This is a genomic window from Streptomyces sp. NBC_01260, assembly GCF_036226405.1.
GTDB lineage: Bacteria > Actinomycetota > Actinomycetes > Streptomycetales > Streptomycetaceae > Streptomyces > Streptomyces laculatispora.
Genome location: NZ_CP108464.1, coordinates 7295651 through 7321586 on the forward strand (window position 1 = coordinate 7295651; position 25936 = coordinate 7321586).

19 protein-coding genes are annotated in these 25936 nt (G+C 72.6%); 11 read left to right on the top strand and 8 right to left on the bottom strand.

Annotated features, from left to right (window positions below; genetic code table 11):
• Positions 1-69: 69 nt before the first annotated feature.
• Positions 70-1344 (bottom strand): glycoside hydrolase family 18 protein, encoded by a 1275-nt coding sequence (locus tag OG322_RS32600; RefSeq protein WP_123468245.1) that lies wholly within the window; start codon positions 1342-1344, stop codon positions 70-72.
• Between the two features lie 925 nt (positions 1345-2269).
• Here OG322_RS32600 and OG322_RS32610 point away from each other — a divergent pair.
• Complete coding sequence (locus tag OG322_RS32610; RefSeq protein ID WP_329307790.1) at positions 2270-3442, top strand: acyl-CoA dehydrogenase family protein; 1173 nt, start codon at positions 2270-2272, stop codon at positions 3440-3442.
• Between the two features lie 464 nt (positions 3443-3906).
• Here the strand turns inward: OG322_RS32610 and OG322_RS32615 are convergent, their stop codons facing one another.
• The gene (locus OG322_RS32615) at positions 3907-4308 is read right to left on the bottom strand and encodes a hypothetical protein (protein WP_123468243.1); all 402 of its coding nucleotides are present in this window, start codon (positions 4306-4308) and stop codon (positions 3907-3909) included.
• Positions 4309-4511: 203 nt separating this feature from the next.
• On the opposite strand from OG322_RS32615, the gene OG322_RS32620 reads away from it, so the two are divergent.
• The 4 genes from OG322_RS32620 to fxsA all read left to right on the top strand — a co-directional run bounded on the left by OG322_RS32620 (position 4512) and on the right by fxsA (position 8577).
• Positions 4512-4952 (top strand): Lrp/AsnC family transcriptional regulator, encoded by a 441-nt coding sequence (locus tag OG322_RS32620; RefSeq protein WP_024493538.1) that lies wholly within the window; start codon positions 4512-4514, stop codon positions 4950-4952.
• A 46-nt stretch (positions 4953-4998) separates the two neighbouring features.
• Positions 4999-6639, top strand: coding sequence for an amidohydrolase (locus OG322_RS32625; protein WP_329307334.1), 1641 nt, complete (start codon positions 4999-5001; stop codon positions 6637-6639).
• Between the two features lie 528 nt (positions 6640-7167).
• The gene (locus OG322_RS32630) at positions 7168-7935 is read left to right on the top strand and encodes a polyprenol monophosphomannose synthase (protein WP_123468239.1); all 768 of its coding nucleotides are present in this window, start codon (positions 7168-7170) and stop codon (positions 7933-7935) included.
• 66 nt (positions 7936-8001) lie between these two features.
• Positions 8002-8577 (top strand): FxsA family membrane protein, encoded by a 576-nt coding sequence (fxsA, locus tag OG322_RS32635; RefSeq protein WP_329307335.1) that lies wholly within the window; start codon positions 8002-8004, stop codon positions 8575-8577.
• 192 nt (positions 8578-8769) lie between these two features.
• On the opposite strand, the gene OG322_RS32640 is transcribed toward fxsA, so the two are convergent.
• The 4 genes from OG322_RS32640 to yczE all read right to left on the bottom strand — a co-directional run bounded on the left by OG322_RS32640 (position 8770) and on the right by yczE (position 12262).
• Positions 8770-9144, bottom strand: coding sequence for an RNA polymerase-binding protein RbpA (locus OG322_RS32640; protein WP_003959706.1), 375 nt, complete (start codon positions 9142-9144; stop codon positions 8770-8772).
• A 275-nt stretch (positions 9145-9419) separates the two neighbouring features.
• The gene (locus OG322_RS32645; RefSeq protein WP_123468234.1) at positions 9420-10793 is read right to left on the bottom strand and encodes an MFS transporter; all 1374 of its coding nucleotides are present in this window, start codon (positions 10791-10793) and stop codon (positions 9420-9422) included.
• A gap of 45 nt (positions 10794-10838) precedes the next feature.
• On the bottom strand, positions 10839-11603 hold the full coding sequence (locus tag OG322_RS32650) for a glycerophosphodiester phosphodiesterase (RefSeq protein ID WP_329307336.1): 765 nt from the start codon (positions 11601-11603) through the stop codon (positions 10839-10841).
• Positions 11600-12262, bottom strand: coding sequence for a membrane protein YczE (gene yczE, locus OG322_RS32655; protein ID WP_329307337.1), 663 nt, complete (start codon positions 12260-12262; stop codon positions 11600-11602). Before yczE ends, OG322_RS32650 begins: the two co-directional genes overlap by 4 nt.
• A gap of 102 nt (positions 12263-12364) precedes the next feature.
• On the opposite strand from yczE, the gene OG322_RS32660 reads away from it, so the two are divergent.
• Positions 12365-13864 (top strand): SCO1417 family MocR-like transcription factor, encoded by a 1500-nt coding sequence (locus tag OG322_RS32660; protein WP_123468227.1) that lies wholly within the window; start codon positions 12365-12367, stop codon positions 13862-13864.
• Positions 13865-13939: 75 nt separating this feature from the next.
• Here the strand turns inward: OG322_RS32660 and OG322_RS32665 are convergent, their stop codons facing one another.
• Together OG322_RS32665 and OG322_RS32670 are read right to left on the bottom strand one after the other, a co-directional pair.
• Positions 13940-15532: an ATP-binding protein gene (locus OG322_RS32665; RefSeq protein ID WP_123468225.1), complete on the bottom strand. Its 1593-nt coding sequence runs from the start codon at positions 15530-15532 to the stop codon at positions 13940-13942.
• A 39-nt stretch (positions 15533-15571) separates the two neighbouring features.
• Positions 15572-15766: a hypothetical protein gene (locus OG322_RS32670; RefSeq protein ID WP_123468223.1), complete on the bottom strand. Its 195-nt coding sequence runs from the start codon at positions 15764-15766 to the stop codon at positions 15572-15574.
• Between the two features lie 313 nt (positions 15767-16079).
• Here OG322_RS32670 and OG322_RS32675 point away from each other — a divergent pair, with 313 nt between their 5' ends.
• From OG322_RS32675 to OG322_RS32695, 5 genes are all read left to right on the top strand, one after another.
• A complete protein-coding gene (locus OG322_RS32675; protein ID WP_123468221.1) occupies positions 16080-16472 on the top strand; it encodes an ankyrin repeat domain-containing protein in 393 nt (130 codons plus the stop codon).
• A gap of 219 nt (positions 16473-16691) precedes the next feature.
• Positions 16692-18110: a HEAT repeat domain-containing protein gene (locus OG322_RS32680; RefSeq protein ID WP_123468219.1), complete on the top strand. Its 1419-nt coding sequence runs from the start codon at positions 16692-16694 to the stop codon at positions 18108-18110.
• Positions 18111-18349: 239 nt separating this feature from the next.
• Positions 18350-19876 (top strand): hypothetical protein, encoded by a 1527-nt coding sequence (locus OG322_RS32685; protein ID WP_123468217.1) that lies wholly within the window; start codon positions 18350-18352, stop codon positions 19874-19876.
• 160 nt (positions 19877-20036) lie between these two features.
• A complete protein-coding gene (locus tag OG322_RS32690; RefSeq protein WP_123468215.1) occupies positions 20037-20957 on the top strand; it encodes a hypothetical protein in 921 nt (306 codons plus the stop codon).
• Between the two features lie 92 nt (positions 20958-21049).
• Positions 21050-25867: a hypothetical protein gene (locus OG322_RS32695; protein WP_329307338.1), complete on the top strand. Its 4818-nt coding sequence runs from the start codon at positions 21050-21052 to the stop codon at positions 25865-25867.
• The last annotated feature ends 69 nt before the right edge of the window (positions 25868-25936 follow it).

Below are 25936 nucleotides of genomic sequence, written 5' to 3' on the forward strand. Positions count from 1 at the left end.
GACGGCCGACGCGACGGGGGCGGGGAGCCCGCCCGGCTCCCCGCCCCCGTCATGCCCGCTGCGGCCAGATCAGTTGATCGCCTTGATCAGCTCGCCGTCGGTGGTGTCACCGCTGAGCTCCCAGAGGAAGGTGCCGCCCAGGCCCTGCTGGTTCTTGTAGTCCATCTTGGTGCCGATGGTGGCCGGGGTGTCGTAGCTCCACCAGTTGGTGCCGCAGTGCGCGTAGGCGGTGCCGGCGATGGTGCCGGTGGTGGGGCAGCTGTTCTTGAGGACCTTGTAGTCCTCGATGCCCGCCTCGTACGTACCCGGGGCGGCGCCGGTGGCGGTGCCACCGGGCGCGTCCTGGGTGACGCCGGTCCAGCCGCGGCCGTAGAAGCCGATGCCGAGCAGCAGCTTCGAGGCGGGGACGCCCTGGGCTTTCAGCTTGGCGATGGCCGCGTCGCTGTTGAAGCCCTCCTTGGGAATGCCCGGGTAGGAGTTCAGCGGGGAGTGCGGGGCCGTCGGGCCCTTGGCGTCCCAGGCGCCGAAGAAGTCGTACGTCATCGGGTTGTACCAGTCGACGTATTGCGCTGCGCCGCCGTAGTCGACGGCGTCGAGCTTGCCGCCCTCGGAGCCGTCCGCGCTGATCGCCGAGGTGACCAGGTTGTTTGCGCCGAACTTCGAGCGGAGGGCGGACAGCAGGTTGCCGTAGGCGTCACGGCCGCTGGTGTCACAGGTCAGACCGCAGGCGTTGGGGTACTCCCAGTCGATGTCGATGCCGTCGAAGACATCGGCCCAACGCGGGTCCTCCACCAGGCTGTAGCAGGAGTCGGCGAACGCGGCCGGGTTCTGCGCGGCCTCACCGAAGCCGCCGGACCAGGTCCAGCCGCCGAACGACCAGAGGATCTTGAGGTCGGGGTGCAGCTTCTTCAGCTTGCGGAGCTGGTTGAAGCTGCCGCGCAGCTCCTGGTCCCAGGTGTCGGCCACCCCGTCGACCGACTGGTCGGCCGTGTAGGCCTTCTCGTAGTCGGCATAGGAGTCACCGACCGTGCACTTGCCGCCCTGGACGTTGCCGAAGGCGTAGTTGATGTGCGTGAGCTTGTCGGCCGAGCCCGAGGTCTCGATGTTCTTGACGTGGTAATTGCGCTGGTAGACACCCCAGTCGGTGAAGTAGCCGACCACCTTGCTGCCGGCCGCTGTGGGGGCGGCGGGCGCTGCCGCAGGGGCGGCGGCCTTCAGGTCGGCGGGGGCCGCGCCGGCGGATCCGGTGCCCGCGACGCCCAGCAGGGCGGCGCCCAGGGCGGCGGTACAGGCGGCAGCGGCGAACGCCCGGAGGCGGGCTCCCGGGCGATGCAGTCCGATCATCGTTGCTCCTCGTGGGGGAGGGACTTACCGGTGGACGACCGGCTTTCGGCGCTCGCACAGAGTTGGCATGAACGCGGAAAGTCGGTTCGCAGGGAACCGTAGATGGACTAGACCAGTTGGGTCAATGGTTCGGACCAATCCCGCTGACCGGTCGCCGGCCGCGGCGCCCTGGTACGAATCGAGCAGCCGGACGACGTACGACCGCTCGACGTACTGGCTGAGCACGACCACCGGCAGTCCGGCGTACGCCTCCCGCAGGGTGACGGCCGCCCGTAGCCCGTCGTCCCGGTTCGCGGGCGGCATCCGCGGACGGGACACCGGGCAACACCGACGAGGTGGTCGGGCCAACCCGGTGGGCAGGGCCGCGCTGCCGACCCGGGCCTTCGTCCGCGACAAGGACGGCACGCTCACGGTCATCGACGCGCTCGGCTCGCGCGACGCCCGCTGGAACAGGCCGGGGCTGGCGGCGCTCGGCGAGGGGACGGCGGGCCTTCTCGGCCTGCGGGCCGGTGACCAGTACGCGGTGAGGTTCGCCGACGGTGCCACGGCGAAACCGCGCATCGCCCAGGTCCTGCCGGACGACCCGGCCCGGGGTGATTTCGTGCTGCCCCGCCGGCTGGTGCGCGCACATGACCGAGCCCCGCGCCCGGTCCTGAGTTCCCGCGCGGGGCGCGCGCGGACCGGGACCGGCGGCGTCCTTCCACCGGCGGCCGTGGCCGAAGTGTTCTGTCACCCAGTGACGGATACCGTCCGATCGGGCATACTCAAGCCGCCACAGCCGCTGACCGGCACCTCTCGTAATCCGGGAGGGCAACATCGGCTGGGCCGCAGTCTTTTCGGGCCCCGCCCGGAGATCCCCCGGCGGCGCCGCTCACACCCCGCGCGCGCGACCGCCGCAACGCCCGACAGGGAGGAGAGCGCCGTCATGTCCGACCGTGCTCCGCAATCAGTGGAACGCCGTCTGCCCACCGAGGAGTCCAGGCAGCTCATCGCGCTCGTCCGCGACATCGCCCAGCGGGAGATCGCGCCGCGGGCAGCCGAGGAGGAGGACGCCGGCAGGTTCCCGCGCGAAGTCTTCACGCTGCTCTCCGCGTCCGGCCTGCTCGGGCTGCCGTACGACTCCGATCACGGTGGCGGCGACCAGCCTTACGAGGTGTACCTCCAGGTCCTCGAAGAGCTCGCGGCCGCCCGCCTCACCGTCGGGCTCGGCGTGAGCGTCCACTCCCTGGCCTGCCACGGGGTCGCCGGCTACGGCACCAAGGAGCAGCAGGCCGAACACCTTCCGTCGATGCTCGCGGGCGGCCTGCTCGGCGCCTACTGCCTCTCGGAGCCCGCCTCGGGCTCCGACGCCGCCTCGCTGCGGACGAAGGCCGTACGGGACGGGGACGACTGGGTCATCACCGGCACCAAGGCGTGGATCACCCACGGCGGCGTCGCCGACTTCTACACCGTGCTGGCCCGTACCGGCGCCGACGGTGCCCGCGGGATCACCGCCTTCCTCGTTCCCGGGGACGCGGCGGGACTGAGCGCGGCCGTCCCCGAGAAGAAGATGGGGATGAAGGGCTCGCCCACCGCCCAGCTCCACTTCGACGGCGTACGGGTCCCGGACTCGCGCCGGATCGGCGAGGAGGGGCAGGGCTTCGCGATCGCGCTGTCCGCACTCGACTCCGGCCGGCTGGGCATCGCCGCCTGCGCCATCGGGGTGGCCCAGGCCGCGCTGGACGAGGCCGTCGCCTACGCCACCGGGCGCAAGCAGTTCGGCCGTCCCATCGCGGACTTCCAGGGGCTGCGGTTCATGCTCGCCGACATGGCCACCCAGATCGAGGCGGGCCGGGCGCTCTATCTGGAGGCCGCCAGACTGCGGGACGCGGGCAGCCCGTTCTCGCGGCAGGCGGCCATGGCCAAGCTGTTCTGCACGGATGCCGCGATGCGGGTCACCACCGACGCCGTACAGGTGCTCGGCGGATACGGCTACACGCTGGACTTCCCCGTCGAACGGTTCATGCGCGAGGCCAAGGTGCTGCAGATCGTCGAAGGCACCAACCAGATCCAGCGCATGGTCATCGCCCGCCACCTCGCGGGTCCTGAGACGCACTGATCCGCAGCGGCCGGTCCGACCACACGGGCATCGTCATGATCCGGTTCCACTCCTGGTCATGGCGGCCCGGCAGGGTCCTGCCGGTGCCCTCCCAGTGCCGGAGCATCGCCCGGTAGATGGGCGGATCGGTCGAGTGGGGCACCGAGCGCGGCGCCGCACGGGGCGGCTCGGACTGCGGCGCCGGTGACGATCCGGGCTGCGGAACCGATTCTTCGGAGGCCGGAACGGCGAGACGGCGGCGACCGGGGCCGGCCGTGGAGTGCAGCAGGGTCATGCCAGGCCAACGCCGCAGGACAGGGCCGGGTCACTGTCCGGCCGATTCGGGCGCCCGTTCGCCAGGTTCCCCGGGGCGGCACAGGCGCCGGAGCCCCGTTCGCTGCCCGCACCACGCCGGCCGGGCCGTCGTGGTGCCGCGCAGTTCTGTCGTCAGGCGGTTAGCGGTCCCGCGAAGGCGGCAGGCCGGCTCAGGCGGCGTCCCGCCGGAGCTGCTGCGGCATCCGGAACGGGCGGGAGCCGTCACCCCCGGCGTGCGAGAAGGGCTGCATCCTCCAGTCGAGCCCCTGAGGGAGCGTCAACAGCAGGGCCGTCTCCTGCTCCTGGACGTCGGGCGACTCATCGGCGGGCCGCGCCTTCGACGCCGGAGCGCCGGTACCGGCGCACACCGTGAGGACGAACGGGTTCCACGGAGTCGGGCACAGGGCGTGCTCCGGCAGCGTGTCCTCGTCCGCCAGGAGAGCGATCGGCTGTGCGCAGTCCGGGCAGGTGACCCGGTACATCTCAAGTGTGTCGTACACGTCGGGAGCGGTGTCCTCGAAAGGATCAACGGGCTCCGGATCGGTACGTCCGGTGAGCTTCAGGCTCTGCATGGGAAATTCCCCCCTCGGGTGGGCCGACAAGGCGCCGCGGCCTCGGCCAAAGCAAGCACTTCCCGTCGCGGATCGGCCGTAACCGCGAGGCGCTCTGCTACTGACCCGTAAACCTGTGGCATTCGTCACATGCCCGCCGCAGGTGCTCTTCGGCGGCTCCTGCGGCTGTGCCTGGAGGGACTCGGGGCCATAGATTGATCCATATGGAGGAGCTGGACCGTCAAATCGTGGAGTTGCTCGTCAAGGACGGGCGGATGAGCTACACCGACCTGGGCAAGGCCACCGGCCTGTCCACCTCGGCCGTTCATCAGCGGGTTCGCAGGCTGGAGCAGCGCGGGGTGATCCGCGGCTATGCCGCGGTCGTCGACCCCGAGGCCGTCGGCCTGCCGCTGACCGCGTTCATCTCGGTCAAGCCCTTCGATCCGAGCGCCCCCGACGACATCGCGGAGCGGCTCGCGGGTGTCCCGGAGCTGGAGGCGTGCCACAGCGTCGCGGGTGACGAGAATTACATTCTGAAGGTACGGGTCGCGACCCCGCTGGAGCTTGAGCACCTGCTGACGCGGATCCGTTCGCTCGCCGGTGTCTCCACGCGCACCACGGTCGTCCTCTCCACGCCGTACGAGGCGCGGCCGCCGCAGATCTGAGGGGTCGCGCACGGGGCGGAACCCGGCAGGCGGGAGACTGGTTCCCATGACCGAGAGCACCGCCCCCCAGAGCGAACACCGCACCGTGCTGCTGCGCGGTGGAGACGTCCACAGCCCCGCCGACCCCTTCGCCACCGCCATGGTGGTCGAACGGGGCCATGTCGCCTGGGTGGGCTCCGAAGGGGCCGCCGACGCCTTCGCCGGCGGTGTCGACGAGGTGATCGACCTCGACGGGGCGCTGGTCACCCCCGCGTTCACCGACGCCCACGTCCACACCACGTCGACCGGACTGGCCCTCACCGGCCTCGACCTCTCCGGTGCCCGCACCCTGGACGAGGCCCTCTCTCTCGTACGGACGTACGTGGCGGCGCACCCCGGCGACCGCGTGGTCCTGGGGCACGGCTGGGACGCCACGCGCTGGCCCGGGCAGCGTCCGCCCTCGCGCACCGAGCTCGATGCGGCGGCCGGCGGCCGGCCGGTCTACCTGCCCCGGATCGACGTGCACTCGGCGGTCGCCAGTACCGCGCTGCTGGACCTGGTGCCCGCAATCACCTCAATGCCCGGCTACCACCCGCAGGCACCGTTGACCGCCGCCGCCCACCACGCGGTGCGTTCGGCCGCCCACGGCGCCGTCTCGCCGCGGCAGCGCGCCGACGCCCAGCGCGCCGCGCTGCACCACGCCGCGTCCCTGGGCATCGGTACGGTCCACGAGTGCGGCGGCCCCGACATCTCCGACGAGGAGGACTTCACAGCGCTGCTGAAGCTCGCCGCGGGGCAGCACGGACCGCGGGTCTTCGGCTACTGGGCCGAACAGGTCGCCGACGAGAAGGACGCCCGGCGCATCCGGGAGCTCGGCGCGGTGGGCGCGGCCGGGGACCTCTTCGTCGACGGCTCGCTCGGCTCGCACACCGCCTGCCTCCACGAGCCGTACGCCGACGCCCCGCTTTCCGGCACCGCGCATCTGGACGCCGAGCAGATCGCGGCCCATGTCGCGGCCTGCACCGAGGCCGGGTTGCAGGCGGGCTTCCACGCCATCGGCGACGCCGCGCTCCACGCCGTCGTCGAGGGCGTCAGGGCAGCCGCCGAGAAGGTGGGCCTGGGCCGGGTGCGGGCCGCCAGGCACCGGATCGAGCACGCCGAGATGCTCACCCCCGAGACCGTCGCCGCTTTCGCGGAACTGGGGCTCACCGCCTCGGTCCAGCCCGCCTTCGATGCCGCCTGGGGCGGTGAGGAGGGCATGTACGCCCAGCGGCTGGGTGCCGGGCGGGTGAGGACCCTGAACCCGTACGCGGCCCTCCTGCGGGCCGGTGTGCCCCTCGCCTTCGGCTCCGACAGTCCGGTGACCCCGCTGGACCCGTGGGGGACGGTGCGGGCCGCCGCGTTCCACCGGACGCCTGAGCACCGGATCTCCGTACGGGCGGGCTTCACCGCCCACACCAGGGGCGGCTGGCGGGCCGTCGGCCGCGACGACGCGGGCACGCTGGTGCCGGGCGCCCCGGCCGACTACGCGGTCTGGCGCACCGAGGAACTGGTGGTCCAGGCCCCGGACGACCGGGTCGCCCGCTGGTCGACCGACCCCAGGTCGGGAACGCCCGGACTGCCGGACCTCAGCCCTGGGGCCGAACTCCCGGTCTGCCTGCGCACGGTCGTGTTCGGACAAACTGTCTACGTACGACCGAACGAGTGACGTGCGGACATTTCGTACCGCCGATCGAAGGTGCCCCGGTTCTCCCGCGACCTGGGGATCTCCGGTACTGACCAGGCAAGTTCGGTAAACGATGCAGGTCAGGCAACTATTGACAGAATGCGCCCACCGGCCGGTAGGTTCGGCCGAGTCCACCACAGGACGTCCGACCGGTTAAACCTCCACGCAGTCGTCGAACGCCGCTGGGTCATGGGGTGGTGTGCCGCACCGGCGCACCACCGCTGACAGCCAGGTTCAGCGCCCGCGCCTCGGGGGCGAGGGAAGGTTTCAGCCGGACGGAGGGTGCGACCCGGGTGGGGCCCGGACGTTCAGTAGACAACGGCTCTAGGTCGACCCGCAGCCGGCGGGTCCCAGGTCGGCCCGAAGGACGCCGGGCCCCGATCCGCAGTTCTGTCCGTACTTCCGCTCTTCTGTCCGCCGTCGCGCCCCGAGCCGTCCCGACCGGGTCGGTCTGCGGCCCCGTCGCGCTGGATATGGTGTGCATCTGCGTACGGACTTAAGGGGCAGTAAGTGAACGACGGCGGTCAGAGGCGATACGGCCCGCTCGGCAGAACCTTGGTGATCATTCCGACCTACAACGAGGCCGAGAACATCAAGCCGATCGTCAGCCGGGTGCGCGCCGCCGTACCGGAGGCCGACATCCTGGTCGCCGACGACAACAGCCCCGACGGCACCGGCAAGCTGGCCGACGAGCTGGCCTCCGCCGACGACCGGGTCCATGTGCTGCACCGGCAGGGCAAGGAAGGGCTCGGCGCGGCCTATCTCGCCGGCTTCCGCTGGGGGATGGACCACGACTACGGCGTGCTCGTCGAGATGGACGCGGACGGCTCCCACCAGCCCGAGGAGCTGCCCCGGCTGCTCACCGCCCTCAAGGGCGCCGACCTGGTGCTGGGCTCCCGCTGGGTCCCGGGCGGGCGCGTGGTCAACTGGCCCAAGTCCCGCGAGATGATCTCCCGCGGCGGCAGCACCTACTCGCGGCTGATGCTCGGACTCCGGACGAGAGACGTCACCGGCGGATACCGGGCGTTCCGCACGGAGACCCTGCAGGGGATCGGCCTGGAGGAGGTCGCCTCGCAGGGCTACTGCTTCCAGGTGGACCTGGCGCGCCGCGCGATCGAGGCCGGCTACCACGTCGTGGAGGTCCCGATCACGTTCGTGGACCGGGAGATCGGTGACTCCAAGATGAGCCGGGACATCCTCGTCGAGGCGCTCTGGCGGGTGACCGCCTGGGGTGTCACCACCCGTACGAACCGGGCGCTCGGACGCCGGACGCCCTGAAGCCTCCGGCCAGGTGATCCTCACCCCCTTACGGCGCCCGGACCCGTGGCCAGGCACACTGGGGGCATGACGACCGGCACACCGCCCCCGACCGCCCGTCGGCGCTCGCGCGCCCGGACCCTCGTACCTCTCGCCATGGCCGCCTGGGCGGTGCTGGAGATCTGGCTGCTCATCGTGGTGGCGGACGTGGCGGGCGCTTTCACCGTCCTGCTGCTCCTGGCCGCGGGTGTCGTGCTCGGAGCCGTGGTGATGAAGGCGGCCGGCCGCCGCGCCTTCCGCAATCTCACCGAGACGCTCCAGCAGATGCCGGGACAGCCGGGCGCCGACGGCTCCTCGCCCGCTCCTGCGAGCAGCAGGGGCAACGGCTTCCTGATGCTCGGCGGGCTGCTGATCATGATTCCGGGGATGATCTCGGACGTCGCCGGACTGCTGCTCCTGGTGCCGCCGGTCCGGTCGGCGCTCAGCAGGTACGCGGAGCGCTCGCTGGAACGCCGAATGCGCGTGGCGGCCCCCGGTGGCCTCTCGGACGCCTTCCAGCAGGCCCGTATGCACAGGCCCGACGGAAAGGTCGTCCAGGGCGAGGTAATCCGCGACGACCCCTCCCACCCCGACGAGAACCCCCGCCCGCCCCTGACGCCGTAGCCCGAACGCGGCCCCGCCCCGCCGAGTCGAGTCCGTCCGCGATTGAGGACACCTCGGACGTCGGTCCGGGGGAGGCCTCTCGTGCACCTGCCCCCCGACGCAGCCGGCCGTCAAGGCCCACGCACAGAGCCGCGGGCCTCGACACACAGTGTGTCGAGGCCCGCGGCTCTGTCTCAGGGCTGTGCTACGCGGTCAGGCAGACTTCCTGCTGTCCCGCGGATGCACGGCAATATTCATGGCTCCGGAGCGCAGAACCGCCAGCCTCTCGGCCAGCACCTCCTCCAGCTCCTCGCGTGTGCGCCGCTCCATGAGCATGTCCCAGTGCGTACGCGCAGGCTTGCCCTTCTTCTCCTCGGGGCCATCCCCGTCCACCAGGAGTGCCTGGGCGCCACACGCCTTGCACTCCCACTCCGGCGGAATTTCCGCCTCTACCGAGAACGGCATCTCAAATCGATGTCCGTTCTGGCATGCGTACTCCACCGCCTGGCGCGGGGCCAGATCGATGCCGCGGTCCGTCTCGTAGCTGGTAACCACAAGTCGCGTGCCGCGGAGAGCTCGCTCACTCATGAATCGTGCCTCCCGGGCTTGTCGCCCACAGGACAGGTGTCGCTGTCGTCGTCATCCGGCTCAACGTCCGGTCGGCGGCAAAGATTCCCGTTTCCGGTCATGCGTCGCCCGTCGTGCCGCTGAGTATTCAGGTTTGCCAGGGTTCAAGTACCCGCCAACGCCCGGTTTGTCACATATGGCAGAAGTTGTCACCCAACAGTTTGGATTCTTCCACTGGCGGTAACGGTCCTCCGGGCAGGCCAAAGGCGTACACTACCGGCCTTTTACTTCAACGTCTAAATCCGTTCGGGAACGGGGTTCCCGGCCGCCGCCACGGCCTGCCGGACCGGCACCCTCGCGAGCAGCACGGAACCGACCACGAAGAAGATCACCAACGAGATGATCGCATCCCGATAACTGCCGGTCAGCTGGTACGCGAGCCCGAACACCAGCGGCCCCAGCCAGCTCAGCCCGCGGTCGCTCATCTCGTACGCCGAGAAGTACTCGGCCTCCTTGCCGCGCGGCACCAGATGCGAGTAGAGCGAGCGGGACAGGGCCTGACTGCCGCCGAGAACCAGGCCGATCGCCGCGGCCAGCGCGTAGAAGAACACCGGTGCGTCGGCCGGCAGGAAGTACCCGGCGACGAGAATCAGCGTCCAGACGACCAGGGACGCGAGGATCGTGTGCTTCGCGCCGTACACCCGGGCCAGCCGGCCCATCCCCAGCGCTCCGGCCACCGCGAGTATCTGGACCAGCAGCACGGCTGTGATCAGCGTCGTCTGGTCGAGGCCCAGCTCCTCGGAGCCGTACACCGAGGCCTGCGAGATCACCGTCTGCACGCCGTCGTTGTAGACGAGGTAGGCCAGCAGGAAGGAGAGGGTGAGTGGATGGCGGCGCATGTCGCGCAGGGTCGCCATCAGCTGCCGCCATCCGGACCCGACCGCTCCGTGGCCGCCCGGCGCCACCCGCCGGTCGCGCAGCCGGCGCAGCGGTACGACGGTGAAGGCGCCCCACCAGACGCCGGCCGAGGCCAGGCAGATCCGGACGGCGTCCGACTCGGAGAGGCCGAAGGAGTCGTGGCCCGTGTAGAGGATCAGGTTGAGGACGAGGACCAGCGCCCCCGACGTGTAGCCGAAGGCCCAGCCGCGTGAGGAGACCGCGTCGCGTTCGTCGGGTTCCGCGATCTGCGGCAGATAGGCGTTGTAGAGGACCATCGACACGGATATCGCGGCATTCGCCACGATGAGCAGGAAGGCGCCGAGCAGATAGCGGGTGCCGTCCAGGAAGAACATTCCGGCGGTCGCGGTGGCGCCCACGTAGGCGGCCGCCGCCAGCAGCGGCTTCTTGCGGCCCGAGCGGTCGGCGGCGGCGCCGACGACCGGCATCAGGATCACCGCGACGATCACGGACGCCGAGACCGCGTAGGCGAACAGCGATCCGGCGCGGACCGGGATGCCGAGCGGATGGACGAAGCCGTCGGCGTCGGCGGCTGCCTTGGCGATCGACGTCAGATACGGCCCGAGGAACACCGTGAGGACGCTCGTCGAGTAGACGGAGCAGGCGAAGTCGTAGAAGTACCAGCCGCGCTGCTCGCGCCGCCGCTCGCCGGGGTCGGCCTCCCCGGCATTACCCTCCGCCGGTTCGGCGGTGTCCGCGGTCTCGGCGCTCATTGCGCACCCCTCGTCTCTCCCCGTGGAGACGTCACCGGGCCGGCGTCAGGCCCAGGCCCCCCGCTCGCTCAGCACCGTACGCAGCGTCTCGATGTGATCGGTCATGATGCCATCCACGCCGAGGTCCAGGAGCGCTGCCATCCGCTCCGGTTCGTTCACCGTCCAGACGTGCACCTGGAGCCCCCGCGCGTGCGCCTCCCGCACGAAGCGCCGGTCCACGACCCGGACGCCGCCCTGGCTCTCCGGCACCTGTGCGCACACCGCTCCGGCGCGCAGCGCCGCCGGGATGCCGTACGAGCGCAGCCGCAGGCCCAGGACACCGCGCACTCCGTAGGAGGTGGCCAGCCGGGGGCCCGCCAGGCGGTGCGCCCTGGCGACCCTGGTCTCGGAGAAGGAGCCGACGCACACCCGGTCCCAGGCATCCGTCCGGCGGATCAGGTCCACCAGCGGCTCAAGGGCCGGCCCGGCCTTGATGTCCACGTTCCAGCGGGCCTCCGGGAACGTCTCCAGCAGCTCCTCGAACAGTGGCAGCGGTTCACGGCCCGCCACCCGGGCCTGCCGTATCTCGCTCCACGGCAGCTCCGACATCCGCCCCCTGGCATCCGTCACCCGGTCCAGCGTGGCGTCGTGGAAGGCGACCAGCCGGCCGTCCGCCGAGGCGTGCACATCGGTCTCGAAGTAGCGGTACCCGGCGTCGGCGGCCCGGCGGAACGCGGCCGCCGTGTTCTCGATCCCGCCCGCCGCCCCGCCCCGGTGGGCGAACGCGAGCGGGGCGGGGTGGTCCAGATAGGGATGGCGTACGGAAGTCACTGCGGCAGTATGGCCTGCCCGGATGCCGGGGCGGTGACCGTGGTGCCGCCGTTGTCCGAGATCGCGAAGAAGCGCAGGAAGAACTGGGCGAGCGGGCCGATCGCCAGGGCGTAGAGGACCGTGCCGACGCCGAGGGAACCGCCGAGCAGGAATCCGGTCACCACGACCGCCACCTCGATCGCCGTGCGGACCAGCCGGATGGAGCGGCCGGTGCGCCGGTGCAGCCCGGTCATGAGCCCGTCGCGCGGCCCGGGGCCGAACCGGGCCGCGATGTACAGCCCCGTCGCGACTCCGTTCAGGACGATGCCCGCCACCATCACCCCGGCCTGCGCGGCGAGCCCGTGCACATCGGGGACGAGCGCCAGCGTGCCGTCCATCGCGATCCCCACCGCGAAGACATTGGAGACGGTGCCCAGCCCCGGCCGCTGCCGGAGCGGTATCCACAGGAGCAGCACGATCGCGCCGATGATGATCGAGACGACGCCGATGGTGATCCCGGTGCGTTCGGCGAGCCCCTGGTGGAGCACCCCCCACGGCTCCAGACCGAGCCCGGCGACGACCAGCAGCGCCGAACTCGCCCCGTACAGCGCCAGACCTGTGTACAGCTGGATCAGCCGTCGGGTGAGGTGCGTTCCGCGCGGGGCGGTGGTGGTGGACAAGTGGTGCCCCCTGGTGTGGTGGTAGTGGACTGCTGCGTGTCACTCTGTGGCAGGGGATTGGCTGCCGACCATGGCCAATCCGAGGAAGGTGGACTGATTCTCGTGGCACAGTGGACTTCGGCGGTCGGTGCGGCTCAGCTCGCCCGGCAGCTCCACGCCCAGCAGCCCAGGCCGACGGGCCCCGGCAACCGCAGACCGCCGGCCTACCGCGCGCTCGCCGACGGCATCCGGCTGCTCGTCCTTGAAGGCCGGGTCCCGGTCGCCGCCCGGCTCCCCGCCGAACGTGAACTCGCGCTCGCCCTGGCCGTCAGCCGTACGACGGTGGCCGCGGCCTACGAGGCGCTGCGGGCCGAGGGGTTCCTGGAGTCCCGGCGCGGGGCCGGCAGCTGGACCGCGGTGCCCGCGGGCAACCCGCTGCCCGCCCGCGGCCTGGAGCCGCTTCCCCCCGAGGCGCTCGGATCGATGATCGACCTGGGCTGCGCCTCGCTGCCCGCCCCCGAACCGTGGCTGACCCGGGCCGTCCAGGGCGCCCTGGAGGAGCTGGCCCCGTACGCGCACACGCATGGCGACTACCCGGCGGGGCTCCCCGCGCTGCGGCAGATGATCGCCGACCGGTACACCGCCGACGGCATCCCGACGATGCCCGAACAGATCATGGTCACCACCGGTGCGATGGGTGCGATCGACGCCATCTGCCACCTCTTCGCGGGCCGCGGCGAACGGATCGCGGTGGAGTCCCCGAGCTACGCCAACATCCTCCAGCTGATGCGGGAGGCGGGCGCCCGCCTCGTGCCGGTGGCCATGGAGGAGGGGCTGGGCGGCTGGGACATGAACCGGTGGCGCCAGGTGCTGCGGGACGCGGCCCCGCGGCTCGCGTACGTCGTCGCGGACTTCCACAACCCCACCGGGGCGCTGGCCGACGAGGACCGGCGCCGCGCGCTGGTGGACGCCGCCCGCTCGGCCGGTACGGTCCTGGTCGTCGACGAGACGATGCACGAACTGCACCTGGACGACGACGTGCGGATGCCGCGCCGGGTCTGCGCCTTCGACCCGGCGGGCAGCACCGTGCTCACCGTCGGTTCGGCCAGCAAGGCCTTCTGGGCCGGTATGCGGATCGGCTGGGTGCGCGCCGCACCGGATGTGATCCGCAGTCTGGTGGCGGCCCGTGCCTACGCCGACATGGGCACTCCGGTCCTGGAGCAGCTGGCCGTCAACTGGCTGATGCGCACCGGCGGCTGGGAAGAGGCCGTGCAGATCCGCCGGGAGCAGGCGCGGGACAACCGGGACGCGCTGGTCACGGCCGTGCGGCGGGAGCTGCCGGACTGGGAGTTCGCCGTACCGCGCGGCGGCCTGACGCTCTGGGTGCGTACCGGCGGCCTCTCCGGATCGCGGCTCGCGGTGGCCGGGGAGCGGGTCGGGGTGCGAGTGCCGTCCGGGCCCCGGTTCGGTGTCGACGGCGCCTTCGAGGGATACGTGCGGCTGCCGTTCACGGTCGGCGGGCCGGTGGCGGACGAGGCGGCCCTGCGGCTCGCGGCCGCCGCCCAGCTGGTCAGCTCGGGGGCGGGCGCGGGCGCGGAGGCGCCTCGGACGTTCGTCGCCTGAGCGGTCGCCGTGGCGGAAGTGCGGGAGGGCCAGCGGATCACCTCGTCTGCGGGCCCTCCCGCACTTCCGTGGCCGTCAGTCGCTGACGGCCACGGACTCCATGGCGACGGAGACGGCCGCGGTCTTGGCCGGCACCGGGTCGGGCGCGGTCGCCTCGATCGCCCTGCGCCGTTCGGGCAGCAGGCCGAGCACCGTCTGCCGCTGTGCCTCACTGGTCGCGTCGTCGTACGGGTCGGGCGTGGCCGGCACCTGGATACGCAGCACCGGACCGGTGCCGAGCCGTGCGTACCCGCGGCCGGGCGGGACGTCCGGGGTCGGGGTGGTGTGCGGCTCAAGCCCCAGGACGGACTCGATCTGGACGGGGGAACAGGGGCCGAGTACCACCCGGGCCCTGGTGTGGGTCCGCACGGTGCCGTTCAGGCCGTCCAGGCAGTCGAACTGCTCGGTCATCACCACGGTGACGTTGGCGGCCCTGCCGTGCCGCAGCGGGACCTGAAGCAGCTCCTGCGGGTCGGGTCCGCCGTCGGCGGCTGCCAGATGGCCGAGCACGCTGGGCCGGTCCAGCAGGATCCAGAGCGGGCGCCTGGTGTCCTCGGGAACGGCGTGGCCGGACTGCCGGGCCCGGTTGGCCTCGATCAGCCGGCGCTCCGTCTCGTGTGCCGCCCATTCCAGGGTGGCCAGCGCCCCGGCCGCCCCGCACTCCACGGCCAGCACGCCCTCGCGGCCGTTGAAGCAGGAGTACTCGCCGATGCCGCTGCCCTCGATGATCAGGATGTCGCCCTGCTGGAGTGCCTGGAGCGCGATGGAGCGCATCAGTGTGGTGGTGCCGCTGCCGGGCTGGCCGGCGATCAGCAGATGCGGCTCCGTGGTGCGTGCGCCGGTCCGCCAGACGACCCCTGGCGCGTCCCGGGTCTCGTCCCCGTCGCGCACCGGGACGGTGCGCTGCACCGCGTCGTCGTCCGTGAAGCCGAGGACGGTCTCGCCGGGGGCGGTGACGAAGCGCTGGGCGGTGATCGAGGTGGGCAGGGCGTCGAGCACGCTCATGACGAGCCGGTTGCCCTCCTCGTCCCAGCTGAACCGGTACTCCCGGCCGCGGCCCGACTTGGCGTGCAGCAGCTGTTCGATCCGGGCACGGGAGGCGGCCTCGCTGTCGGTGAAGTACGCGGGGTACGCCACCCTGAGCCGGGATACCCGGCCGTTGCCGTCGAACTCGTAGTCACTGAAGACCTGGTCCCAGTCGCCGCCGTGGGCGAACAGCGGGCTGGGGTCGTCGGCCGTGGAGAAGTACGGCACGAGTGCCTCGTACAGGGCCTGCAGGCGCCCGGTCTCCGCCTCGTTTGGGCCGGTCCTGACGGGAGTGCGCTCCCGCCCCTTCCATGCGGCGGCGCCCATCACCGTGACCAGGGCCATCAAGGACCCGTAGGGGATGAGCGCGACCACGAGTACGCAGGCCGCGACGAGGAACAGCGTGGGACCACGCCGGTCCTTGGGCGTCGCGGCCCACTTCTGCCGTCCTGCACCTGCCAGCAGCCGCAGACCACGGGTGATCGTGATCAGCGGATGGAGCACGTCGGTGGCGCTGTCGGTGGCCGTGCGCGCGAACTCGCGACTGCGAGTGATCGAAGCGCTGCCGCTGCTCAGAATGCGGGGGAGTGGTCGCCGGGCCACGTCTGTCTCCTGGAGGGGGGTGGGAGCGGGAGCGGAGGGTCAGAACTTGATCCCGCCCAAGAGGCCGGCGAGGCTCGCACCGCCCGCCGTGATGCTCGGTGCGATGGCGGTGCCGGCCAGGTAGAAGCCGAACAGGGCGGTGATGAGGGCGTGCGATGCCTTGAGGCCGTCCTTCCTGAAGAACAGGAAGACGATGATGCCGAGGATGACGACGCCTGACATGGAAAGGATCATGAGTGGTTCTCCTGGTTGGGGGGACGGTCACCATGAGTCCTTCCAGGCTCACCGGAAGTATCTATAGGATAAAAGGTGCAAGTGGGTGAAAAGTGAGGTTTTTCACTGGACTGGCGGACAGTGGAGCGCAGGTCGGAGGGGTTTTCGGTGCCGCGCCTCGCTCCGTCGTCACTCGACGTGATCTTTTGCCATGGGTGGGCCGGGTCATGTGCGCGTCCGGGCAGTACCCTGTCGATTCACTCGTACGGCCTCAAGGCGCACGCCCCCACAGGCCGGCAGCGGAGAAATCGGTTAATGGAAGGGCGGTCCCCCGATGAGCGAAACCCCTGATCCCGAGGTGGTGGAGCTGGCGACCAAGGTCTTCGACCTGGCGCGCCACGGCGACACCGACGCGCTCGCGGCCTACGTCGATGCCGGAGTCCCCGTGAACCTCACCAACGACCGGGGCGACTCGCTGCTGATGCTCGCCGCCTATCACGGGCACGCCCCCGCGGTCACGGCACTGGTCGGCCGCGGCGCCGACCCGGACCGGGCCAACGACCGGGGGCAGACGCCGCTCGCCGGAGCCGTCTTCAAGGGTGAGGACGGGGTGATCGCGGCCCTGCTCGCGGCAGGGGCCGATCCGGCGGCCGGAACGCCCTCCGCCCTGGACACCGCGCGCATGTTCGGCAAGGCCGACCTGCTGGAACTCTTCGGTTCCCGCTGACCGGGTCCGCCGTAAATGTGGTCGCGGTGGCGAAATGGGTGGGTCATCATGACGTCGCGGGCCCGATTCGGGCCACCGATGAGAGGCAGAGGAAGATGGTCTACACCAGGCAGAAGACGGCGGTCGGCCGATCATGTTGCTGCGCGGTCTAGTGCCCACCCGGCACGTGGAACTGCACAGTCCCCGGTTGCGTCGACAGCTTGATGTGAGGCTTTTCCCATGTTTGATCCGTTCATAGCGCCGAGCGGCACCCTGCTCGGTCTGCTGCAGAGGGGCCGCGGCGACGGCACGCTCCACGCGCTCGCCGCACCGCGCCCCGAGGCCCTGGCGGCTCTCAACCACTGCGTCCTGAGCGATCCGCGTCACGACTGGCAGGTGGAGAACCGCTCCCTCTACTACGCGCGCCTCTATCTCGACCTCGACGGCGGCATCGACGAGATCGAGCGGCACCTCGCTGACCCCGACGACCACCTCGACACGGACGAGTCACGGACCGGCCTGGCCCTCGCCGTACTCGGCCACCTCGCCTCGTACGGACGCGACGACGCCCTCGCCCTGCTGCGGCGCTACGCCGCGACCGGTTCCAACTGGGCCTGGGCCCTGGACGAGCTGGCCCTGCGTGACGACGACGCCGGCCTCCGTTCCCTCGCCGTCCCCGTGCTCGCCCGCTTCGGCACGGACGCCGAGGGGGCCGCCGAGCTGGCCACCGCCGTACGCGACGCCTTCGAACCCAGGCCCTGGCGGCTCTGGGCCGACGATCCGCGCGAAGCGGTCGGTGCCCGGGTGAGGGCCGCCTCCGAACAGGGCTCCTTCGACCGCTGGCAGCGGCAGATGCGGCCCGGAGGACCGCGCCCCGGCTGGAGCGTCCAGGCCGTCTTCGACTGGGCCCAGCAGGGGCTCGACCGCGGCAGCGACCTCCATGTGCCGGCCGCCCGCTGTCTCTCCGCCGTCGCGGGACCGGAGGACCGGCCCGTGATCGTCGAGGCCGCCCGCAGCGGTCCGGACGGCGCCCGGTGCGCCGCCCTGCACTACCTGACCGAGGCCCAGGACCCGGTCGTACTCGACCTGATAGAGGCCGCGGCGGTCAGCTCCTCGCGCACGGTCGCCGACGCGGCCGTCGCCGCCTTCGAGCGGATGTGCGGTGAAGCCGCCGTCGACCGTGCCCGGCGCTGGGCACGGCGGCCCGACGCGCTCGGCGCCTCGGCGGCCGGTGTACTGGCCGGCCGCGGAGGCACGCAGGACGCCTCGCTGGTCCTCGGCGCCCTGCGCGAAGCCGTACGCGGCGACGGGCCCGACGCCCTGCGCCTGTGGACACTGGTCGACGGCACCGGACGCCTCGGCATCGCCTGCGCCGCTCCCGTCCTGCGCCACGTCTACCGGGAGACGTCCTCCTCCCACCTGCGGGGCAGGGCCGCCCGCGCGCTGGCCGCCACCGACCCCTCCTTCGCCACCGGCTTCGCCGTCGAGTGCCTGTGGGACTGCGAGGAGACGACCCGGGAAGTCGCCGCACGCCACGCGGAGACCGGCGACATCAGGGTGGCCGAGCGGCTGCGCCGGCTGGCCGCCGACCCGGCCGAGGAGGCCGAGGTGCAGACAGCGGTGCGCAGCAGGATCGGTCCGGACGCACCCGCCGTCTGACCGGGCCGCGAGCAGTACGGGCGTTGCGCGTCGGGGGCGCGCGGCGCGACGCCGCCGGGCCGCGTCGATACGTCATCCACGCGCTGTGCGGCCGGGAGCGCGGCCCCCGTGCCGGGGGCCGGGGAGCGGAGCCGTCCCGGTGCGCGGAGCCGTCCGGCAGGGCGTGACCGACTCCGGGGCAACCAGCCGCTTCTGCGCCGTTTCGACCGTTGTCGGTGCGAGGACCTAATCTGTGCAGCGTGACTTCGCCTGCCTATACGGAAAACGCTGCGCCCCAGCTCAGCGCGGGGCCGCGGCCCGCACCGGGCCCGGCCGCCGACGAGGGGCTCTCGCGGCGGCTGCGCGCCCTCGCCTGCACGGCGCCGCTGCACGACCTCGACGTGCGCAAGGCGAACCTCGCCGGTGAGTACACCGTCTACGCGATGGCGGAGGTCGCCCTCGCCGCGATCGACCTCGTCACGCTCAACATGGACTTCGACACCGGCGCGGACCACGACCAGATAGTGGCCAGACTCCTCCCGCGCGTCGCCGCGCAGGCCCCGCGCCGCCCGGTCGCCGAGCACGAACGGGTCGCGCGCTGGGTGCTGGAGAACCTGATCAACGTCGGCAGTGTGGACCGCGGCTTCCGGGCCGTCTACGGCACCTTCGGCCCGGACGGCACGTACGTCCGCCGGGACTACGACTTCAAGCTGGTCGAAGAGGTCCCGGGATACGGCGGCAGCGTCTATCTGCGGGCCACCGACGAAGCGGTCAACGTCCTGGTCGGCGCCCTCGACACGGACGTCACCAGCGCCCAGATCGCCGCCGAGGTGAAGCTGGAGGTCCTGATCAGCCGCGGTCGCCTCGCCGACGCGCAGCTCGCCGCCGAGCAGGCCCGCTACCGGACCGTGCAGTACGCGCAGACCCTCCGCAAGACACTCGACGCGACCCGGCGCAACGTCCGGGCGGTGGACTGGCTCAACGCCGTGCCCGACATGATCGCCGAGGCACTGGACCACATCGCCGACCGCTACCGCCACGAGAACGCCATCCTCACCAACATCCGCAAGGCCCGTGACGAGGCCGAGGAGCCCGAGCACAAGCGGCGCGCCGCCGAACTCGTCGACATCGTCAAGGACTGCATCCGCCGCCACACCCAGCTGCAGTCCCGTCTGCTGGAGGCCGGGCCGCTGTTCCGCGCCGAGCAGGACCGGCAGGCGTTCGCAGCACCGGCCCTGCGGACCGGTCTCGACCTGTACGGGCAGCTGCTGGCACCGCTGCTCCCGCTCCCCGTCGAGCAGGCGATCCGCGCCACCGACGCGTTCTTCGCCCACGGCACGGGACTGCGCACCCCCACCTCGGTCCGGGTGGGCGACCTGGTCGACATGCTGCTGACCCCGCCGGTGGAGCGCGAACACCTGGGCGCCGAGATGCCCGAGCCCGATCTGATCGCCACCCCGGCCGACAGCCGTTTCAGCGAGGAACAGCTGGCGAGCGCCATGGAGCTGCTGGAGCTGGAGCCCGACGCGCCGCGCCGCCTCTCCGGGCTGCTGGCCGAGGCCAGACGTCGCGATCCGGACCTGCCCTACCTGGTCGCCCTCCTCGCGGTGCACGCGGCGAGCCCGCCGGTCGGCACCGCCTACCGGCAGGGTGAGCGCCGCCTGCTCTTCTCCGTCGACGACGGGACCCAGCTGGAGGACCCCGAATTCGGCGGTGCGGACCTGATCGTGGGTACGGCCCTGCTGGACGCGGCAGGCATGGCCGCGGACCGCTCGGAGGCGGCGTGAGAGGCCCGCGGTCCTTCCGGACCGCTCTCCTGCGGACCGCTCCCTCCCGGGCCGCGGCCACAAGCACCGGCACCGTCCCGCGCCCAGCGGGCGGGACGGCCGCGAGCACCCGACCCGCCCACCCCGTACCGAAGACCGCCCGCAGCAAGGAGCGCCCGTCTTGAGCGACCACCGCGCAGAGCACGCCGACGCGTGGAGCGAGCAGAGCGCCGGGTACCCGGCCGACCGGACCGCGTCCGCGCAGCCGTCCGCGCCCGCCGCCGTCACCCCGGCCGACGCCGCCGACGCGGCCCGGCTCGTCGCCTTCGGGCTCCAGCCCAAGCTGCTGCCCGCCCGCGACGCCGAGTACGCCGAACTGCTGCGCCGCTACCGGGAGGAGCCGGCCTTCGGCCGGCTCGCCGACGCCGTGGCCACCGGACTCGGCCTCATCGTGCTCGAGGTGTCCACCCGGGCCGGCATGGCCGTCACGGCGGGCGAGGACTCGGTCTTCGCCGTCCGCATGGGCGACTACGCCCGCCGGGCCTCGCCGGACTCCGCCGACCGCTTCCTGCACGGCCTCGCCCACCTGGCCGTCGCCGCGATGGCCTTCCCGCGCCCCGAGGACCTCGCCGACGACGCGTACATCGGCCGGATCACCGTCAACGGCGTCGACGCCTTCGTACGCCAGGCGTGCCACCGCCTGGAGGAGCGCGCCGAGGCGCACGGCGACAACACCGACCCGGCCAGTGACGCCCCCGGCCTGGAGGCCGGCTGGCGGGTCTACGCCCGGCGCAGCTCCACCGGAGCGACGAAGGACGCCCGTCGGCTGGCCGGATCCACCACCGGCATCGTCGGCAAGGCCGTCGCCTTCCTCACCGACTCCGGCTTCCTCCAGCGCACCGGGGACGACGCCGGAGGAGCCTTCCGCACCACCGCCCGCTACCAGCTCCAGGTCCGCGACATGGCGGGCAGTGCCGCCATGGCCGAACTGCTGGAACTGGGAGTGGTTCCGGTCACCGACGGATCGGCGACGCTGCTGCCGCCACCCGACCCCGACGACCTGGAGCTGGCGGCCGACGCCGGCCTGCCCTTCCACGGCTGACCGGCCGTGGCCGGCCACCGCACGGCCGGCCACCGCCACCGACGCCTTCCTCCCGCTCCCTCCCGCTGCCTGAACGACGAGAGTCCGCCGCCATGTACGAGCTGTCCCGGGTCCGCCTCTACTCCATCGGGCCTGCCGGTGCGCGCTACGCCGACACCGTGCTTGACCTGCGCGGGGTCGGCGCGCCCGTGCCCCACCCCGCACCGGCGCAGGCGGAGTTCTTCGAGGAGGAACCGGTCGGCCCGCCGCGCCGCCCCGCCCCCGCCGGAGTGCTCTTCCTGGAGAACGGCGGCGGCAAGTCCGTCCTGCTGAAGCTGATCTTCTCGGTGATGCTGCCCGGCCACCGCAACACCCTCGGCGGCGCCAGCTCCGGCGTACTGCGCAAGTTCCTGCTCGCCGAGGACTGCGGGCATGTCGCGCTGGAGTGGCAGCACACCCTGACGGGCGAATGCGTCGTCGTCGGCAAGGTCAGCGAATGGCGTGGACGCCAGGTCTCCAACGACCCCAGGAAGTTCGCCGAGGCCTGGTACTCCTTCCGGCCCGGCCCCGGACTCAGCCTCGACTCGCTGCCCGTCGCCGAGGCGACCTCGGTGGGCCGCCCCGCCGAAGGCGTCTCCGGCGCCCGCGGCAGGCGCCGCACCATGAAGGGCTTCCGCGACGCGCTCACCGAGGCGGGCAAGTTCTACCAGCACCTCGACGTGCACTGGGAAGAGATCCACGACCGCTGGAACGAGCACCTCGGCGACATCGGTCTGGACCCCGAACTCTTTCGCTACCAGCGCGAGATGAACGCCGATGAGGGCGAGGCCGCAGGACTCTTCGCCGTCAAGAAGGACTCCGACTTCACCGACCTGCTGCTGCGCGCCGTCACCGACACCCGCGACACCGACGGCCTCGCCGACCTCGTCAGCGGCTTCGGCAGCAAACTGGGCCGCCGCGCCGAACTCACCGCCGAGCGCGACTTCACCGCGGGCTCCGTCGATCTGCTCGGCCGCATCGTGGAGGCCGCCGGAACGCGTTCGCGGACCAGGGACATCCACGCCGGCGCCGAGCGCCGCACCCGCACACTGGCCCGCAGGCTCTCCGCCCGCGCCGGCCTGGAGCGCGGCCGGACCGCGGAGCTCGCCCAGCAGGTCACCGGCGCGGCCCACACCGTCACCGGCGCCGAGGAGACCCGTGGCCGGGCCGCCCTGATCGCCGCCGAACTCGCCTACCGGCACGCCTCCCTGGCCCTCACCGCGGCCGAGAAGAGCGCGGCGGCCCAGCGCCGGGAGCTGGGCGACGCCCGCACGCTGCACTCCGCCTGGCAGGCGGCCGAGGCCGTACTGCGCCACCGGGCCGCCGCTGACCGCGCCGCGCGCGTCGCCGTCGCGATCCGGGAGGCCGAGCGCGACGCCGCCCCGGCGCTGGCCGCACGCGCCACGGCCGCGGCTGATCTCGTACGGGCCCTGCACACGGCCGCCGAGGCGGGCGAGGGCGTGGCCAACGAGGAGGAGGAGCGCTCCGAGACCCTTCAGGCCTCGGGCGAGGCCGCGCACCGTGACGCCACCACGGCTGCCACCGAGGCCCAGCGTGCCCGCAGCGAGGCCGGCCACCTGCGCCAGCGCCTCGCCGAGGTCGAGCAGGAGACCGCCGAAGCCGTCCGGGCGGGCTGGCTCGACGACACCGCACCGAACGCGGACCCCGCCCGCGCGGCCCTCGCGGCGAACGACGCGGAACAGTCCGCGGTGGCCGCCTGGGACACCGCGCGTGAGGCCGCCGGGTCGGCGGCGGACCGGTCGCGACAGGCAGCGGCCGCCGAGAGCCGCGCCGAACTCGCCGCGGCGCGAGCCGCCGACGGCGCGCGGGCCGCCGAACAGGCCTACGAGGCCGAGCTCAGGGCCGCCGAGTCGATCGCCGCCGAGCACCGCCTCGCCGACCTCCTCGGCCTGCCCACGGCACAGGGCAGCGGCGTACCCCGGCCACGACAGAGCGCGACCGGACCCGAATCCGCAACGGAGGCCGTCGCCGGGGACCAGGGCCCGCAGCAGGAAGCCCCGGACGTCGAGGGGACTGCCGGCACCGACGGAACCGAACCGTCCGCGCACGGCGCCCACACCGTCACGGCCCGGCAGTCCCGCCCGGCCGGACAAGCCCTCACCGCAGCCGAGTTCGACCGCAACGCCGACGAGCTGCGCGAGCTCCTCGACCAGGGCGTCAGCTCCGCCGAACGTCGCCTCTTCGAGCTGCGCACCGCGGCCGCCGACGACTCCCGCATCCTGGGCGCGCTCGGCGACGGCGGACTGCTGCCGCCCGGCCCCGACGTCCTCGCCACCGTCGAGTACCTCGGCGAGCACGGCATCCCCGCCCTGCCCGGCTGGCGCTACCTCGCCCAGGCCGTCGACCCCGCCGACCACGCGGCCGTGCTCGCGGCCCGGCCGGAACTCGTCGACGGCGTCGTGATCACCGACCCGGACGCGCACGTCCGTGCCCGTGACGTCCTCGGTTCCGCCGCTCTGCTGCCGCGCTCGGCCGTGGCCGTCGGTACCGCCGCCGCGCTGCTCGCCCCCGTCCCGGCCCCGGGTACCGGATCCGCCGCGAGTGGCGGAGCCGATTCCGGGGTGTTCCTCGTCCCGCCGAACCCGGCCATGCACGACGAACACGCCGCCGACGAGGAGCGGCACGCGCTCAGGAGCCGCACCGCCGCTCGCGACGAGGACATCCGCACACTCGCGGCCCGGCTCGCCGCGGACCGCGCGCTCGCCGCCCGGATCGGTTCCTGGCGGGTGGACTGCCCGCCCGGCACGCTCGCCGAACTGGCGGAAGCGGCCGGCACCGCCCGTACGGCCGCCGGGACGGCCGAGGCCGCGCTCGCCGAGGCCCGTACCGTGCGCGCCGAGGCCGACGAGGCCGCCGCGGACACCGCGCGCGTCCGCGACGAGCGCCAGGAGGCCGCCCAGCGCGCCCGCCGGGCCGCCGACGCACTCGCGGGACTCGCCTTCCGCCTCCGCGAACGGGCGGGCTGGCAGGCGAAGCTGCGCGAACTGGTCGACGAGGCGGCGGAGTCCGAGGCCCGCGCCACCGTCTGCCTGGACCGCGCCAGAGCCGCCGACGAGGACCGCAGGGCCGCCCAGCGCGCCGCCGACGACGCCCGCCGCACCGCCCGCGCCCTGCGCGCCGAACGGGCCGAGATCGCCGGCGCACCCGAGCACCTCCCCGAGCCCGCGCCGGACGCCCCGCGCCATGCGCTGCCCGCCCTGCGCGAGGCCTACCGCGCGGCGTCCCAGCTCTACGAGAAGGTGGGCGTCGGCGCCGACCTGCGGGCCGAACAAGCGCGGGCGGAGAGCGACGAGAGCGCCGCCCTGGCCGAGTTGGACCGGCTCACCAACAAGGTCCGCACCCGGGCCGCCCAGCTCCTGGAAGGAACGGACGGCGCCGACGGCCCGTCCCGGCAGGCGGCCGCCGCCCGCGCCGAGTCCCTGGTCCAGCTCCTGGAGACCCGCGCTTCGACCGCCAGCGAGCAGTTGGGCAGGCTGCGCGGCGAGGCCGAGCGGCTGGCCCCCGCCGACGGCGAGACCCGCCACACCGAACTCCCCGACGAACAGGTCCCCGCCGACGCCGAACAGGCCCAGGCCCTCCTGCGCACCGCCACGGGCGAACTCACCTCCGCCACCGCATCCCTGGACACCGCCAGGGCCGCCCATGCCGAGCTGCTGCACGCCCATCGCACCGCCGAGGACTCGGCAGGCGGGTTCGACGAGACCGCGGCCCTCCTGCGCGACCTCCTCAGGGACCACGGCGACGACGAGCCCGAGACCCCTGAGCCGTACCCCGGCAGCCTCGAAGAGGCCCGGCAGTCCGCCGCCGAGGCCCGCCGTTCACTGCGCGGCTGCGCCGCCGACCTGTCCACCGCGGAAGCGGCCGTCCGGGAGGCGAGCGATGTGCTGGTCCGGCACGCCAACTCCACCCGCTACGAACAGGTCCGCACCCCGGCCCGCCAGCAGATCCGTGAACTCCCGGCCGCCGCACTGCCCGAGCACGCGGAGAAGTGGGCCTTCGCCTTCGCCCCCAGGCTGCGGGTCCTCACCGACGAACTGACCCAGCTGGAACGCAACCGGGACTCCATCGTCGACCGGTTGCGGGGCCTCGTGGATTCCGCGCTCACCACGCTCCGCTCCGCCCAGCGGCTCTCCCGGCTCCCCGAGGGCCTGGGGGAGTGGTCCGGTCAGGAGTTCCTCCGGATCCGCTTCGAGGAACCCGACCAGGCCACCCTGACCGAACGGCTCGGCGAGGTCGTCGACGAGGCCACCAAGGCGGCCCTGAAGAAGAACTCCGACCTGCGCCGGGACGGCATGTCCCTGCTGCTGCGAGGCGTGCAGGCGGCACTGGAGCCCAAGGGCATCGCCGTGGAGATCCTCAAGCCGGACGCGGTGCTGCGCGCCGAGCGCGTGCCCGTCGGGCAGATGGGCGACGTCTTCTCCGGCGGCCAGCTGCTGACCGCCGCCATCGCGCTGTACTGCACGATGGCCGCACTGCGCAGCAACGACCGGGGTCGCGACCGGCACCAGCACCAGCACGCGGGCACGCTTTTCCTCGACAACCCCATCGGCCGCGCCAACGCCACCTATCTGCTGGAGCTCCAGCGCGCGGTGTCGGACGCGCTCGGCGTACAACTGCTGTACACCACAGGGCTGTTCGACACGACGGCGCTCGCCGAATTCCCGCTGGTGATCAGGTTGCGCAATGACGCGGACCTGCGGGCCGGGCTGAAGTACATCAGCGTCGAGGAGCATCTGCGCCCCGGACTGCCGCAGCAGGACCCCGGCGTCGAGACGGTGCACGGAGAGATCACCGCCACCCGCATGTTCAAGCGCACCGCACTGACGCCCGACGCGGCCCCGCAGCCAGGCACGGAGCCACGCACCGACTGAGCCACGCACCGACTGAGCCGGGGCATGATCCGGCGGGCGCGATCGAGTGGGTGCGATCCGGTACTCGCC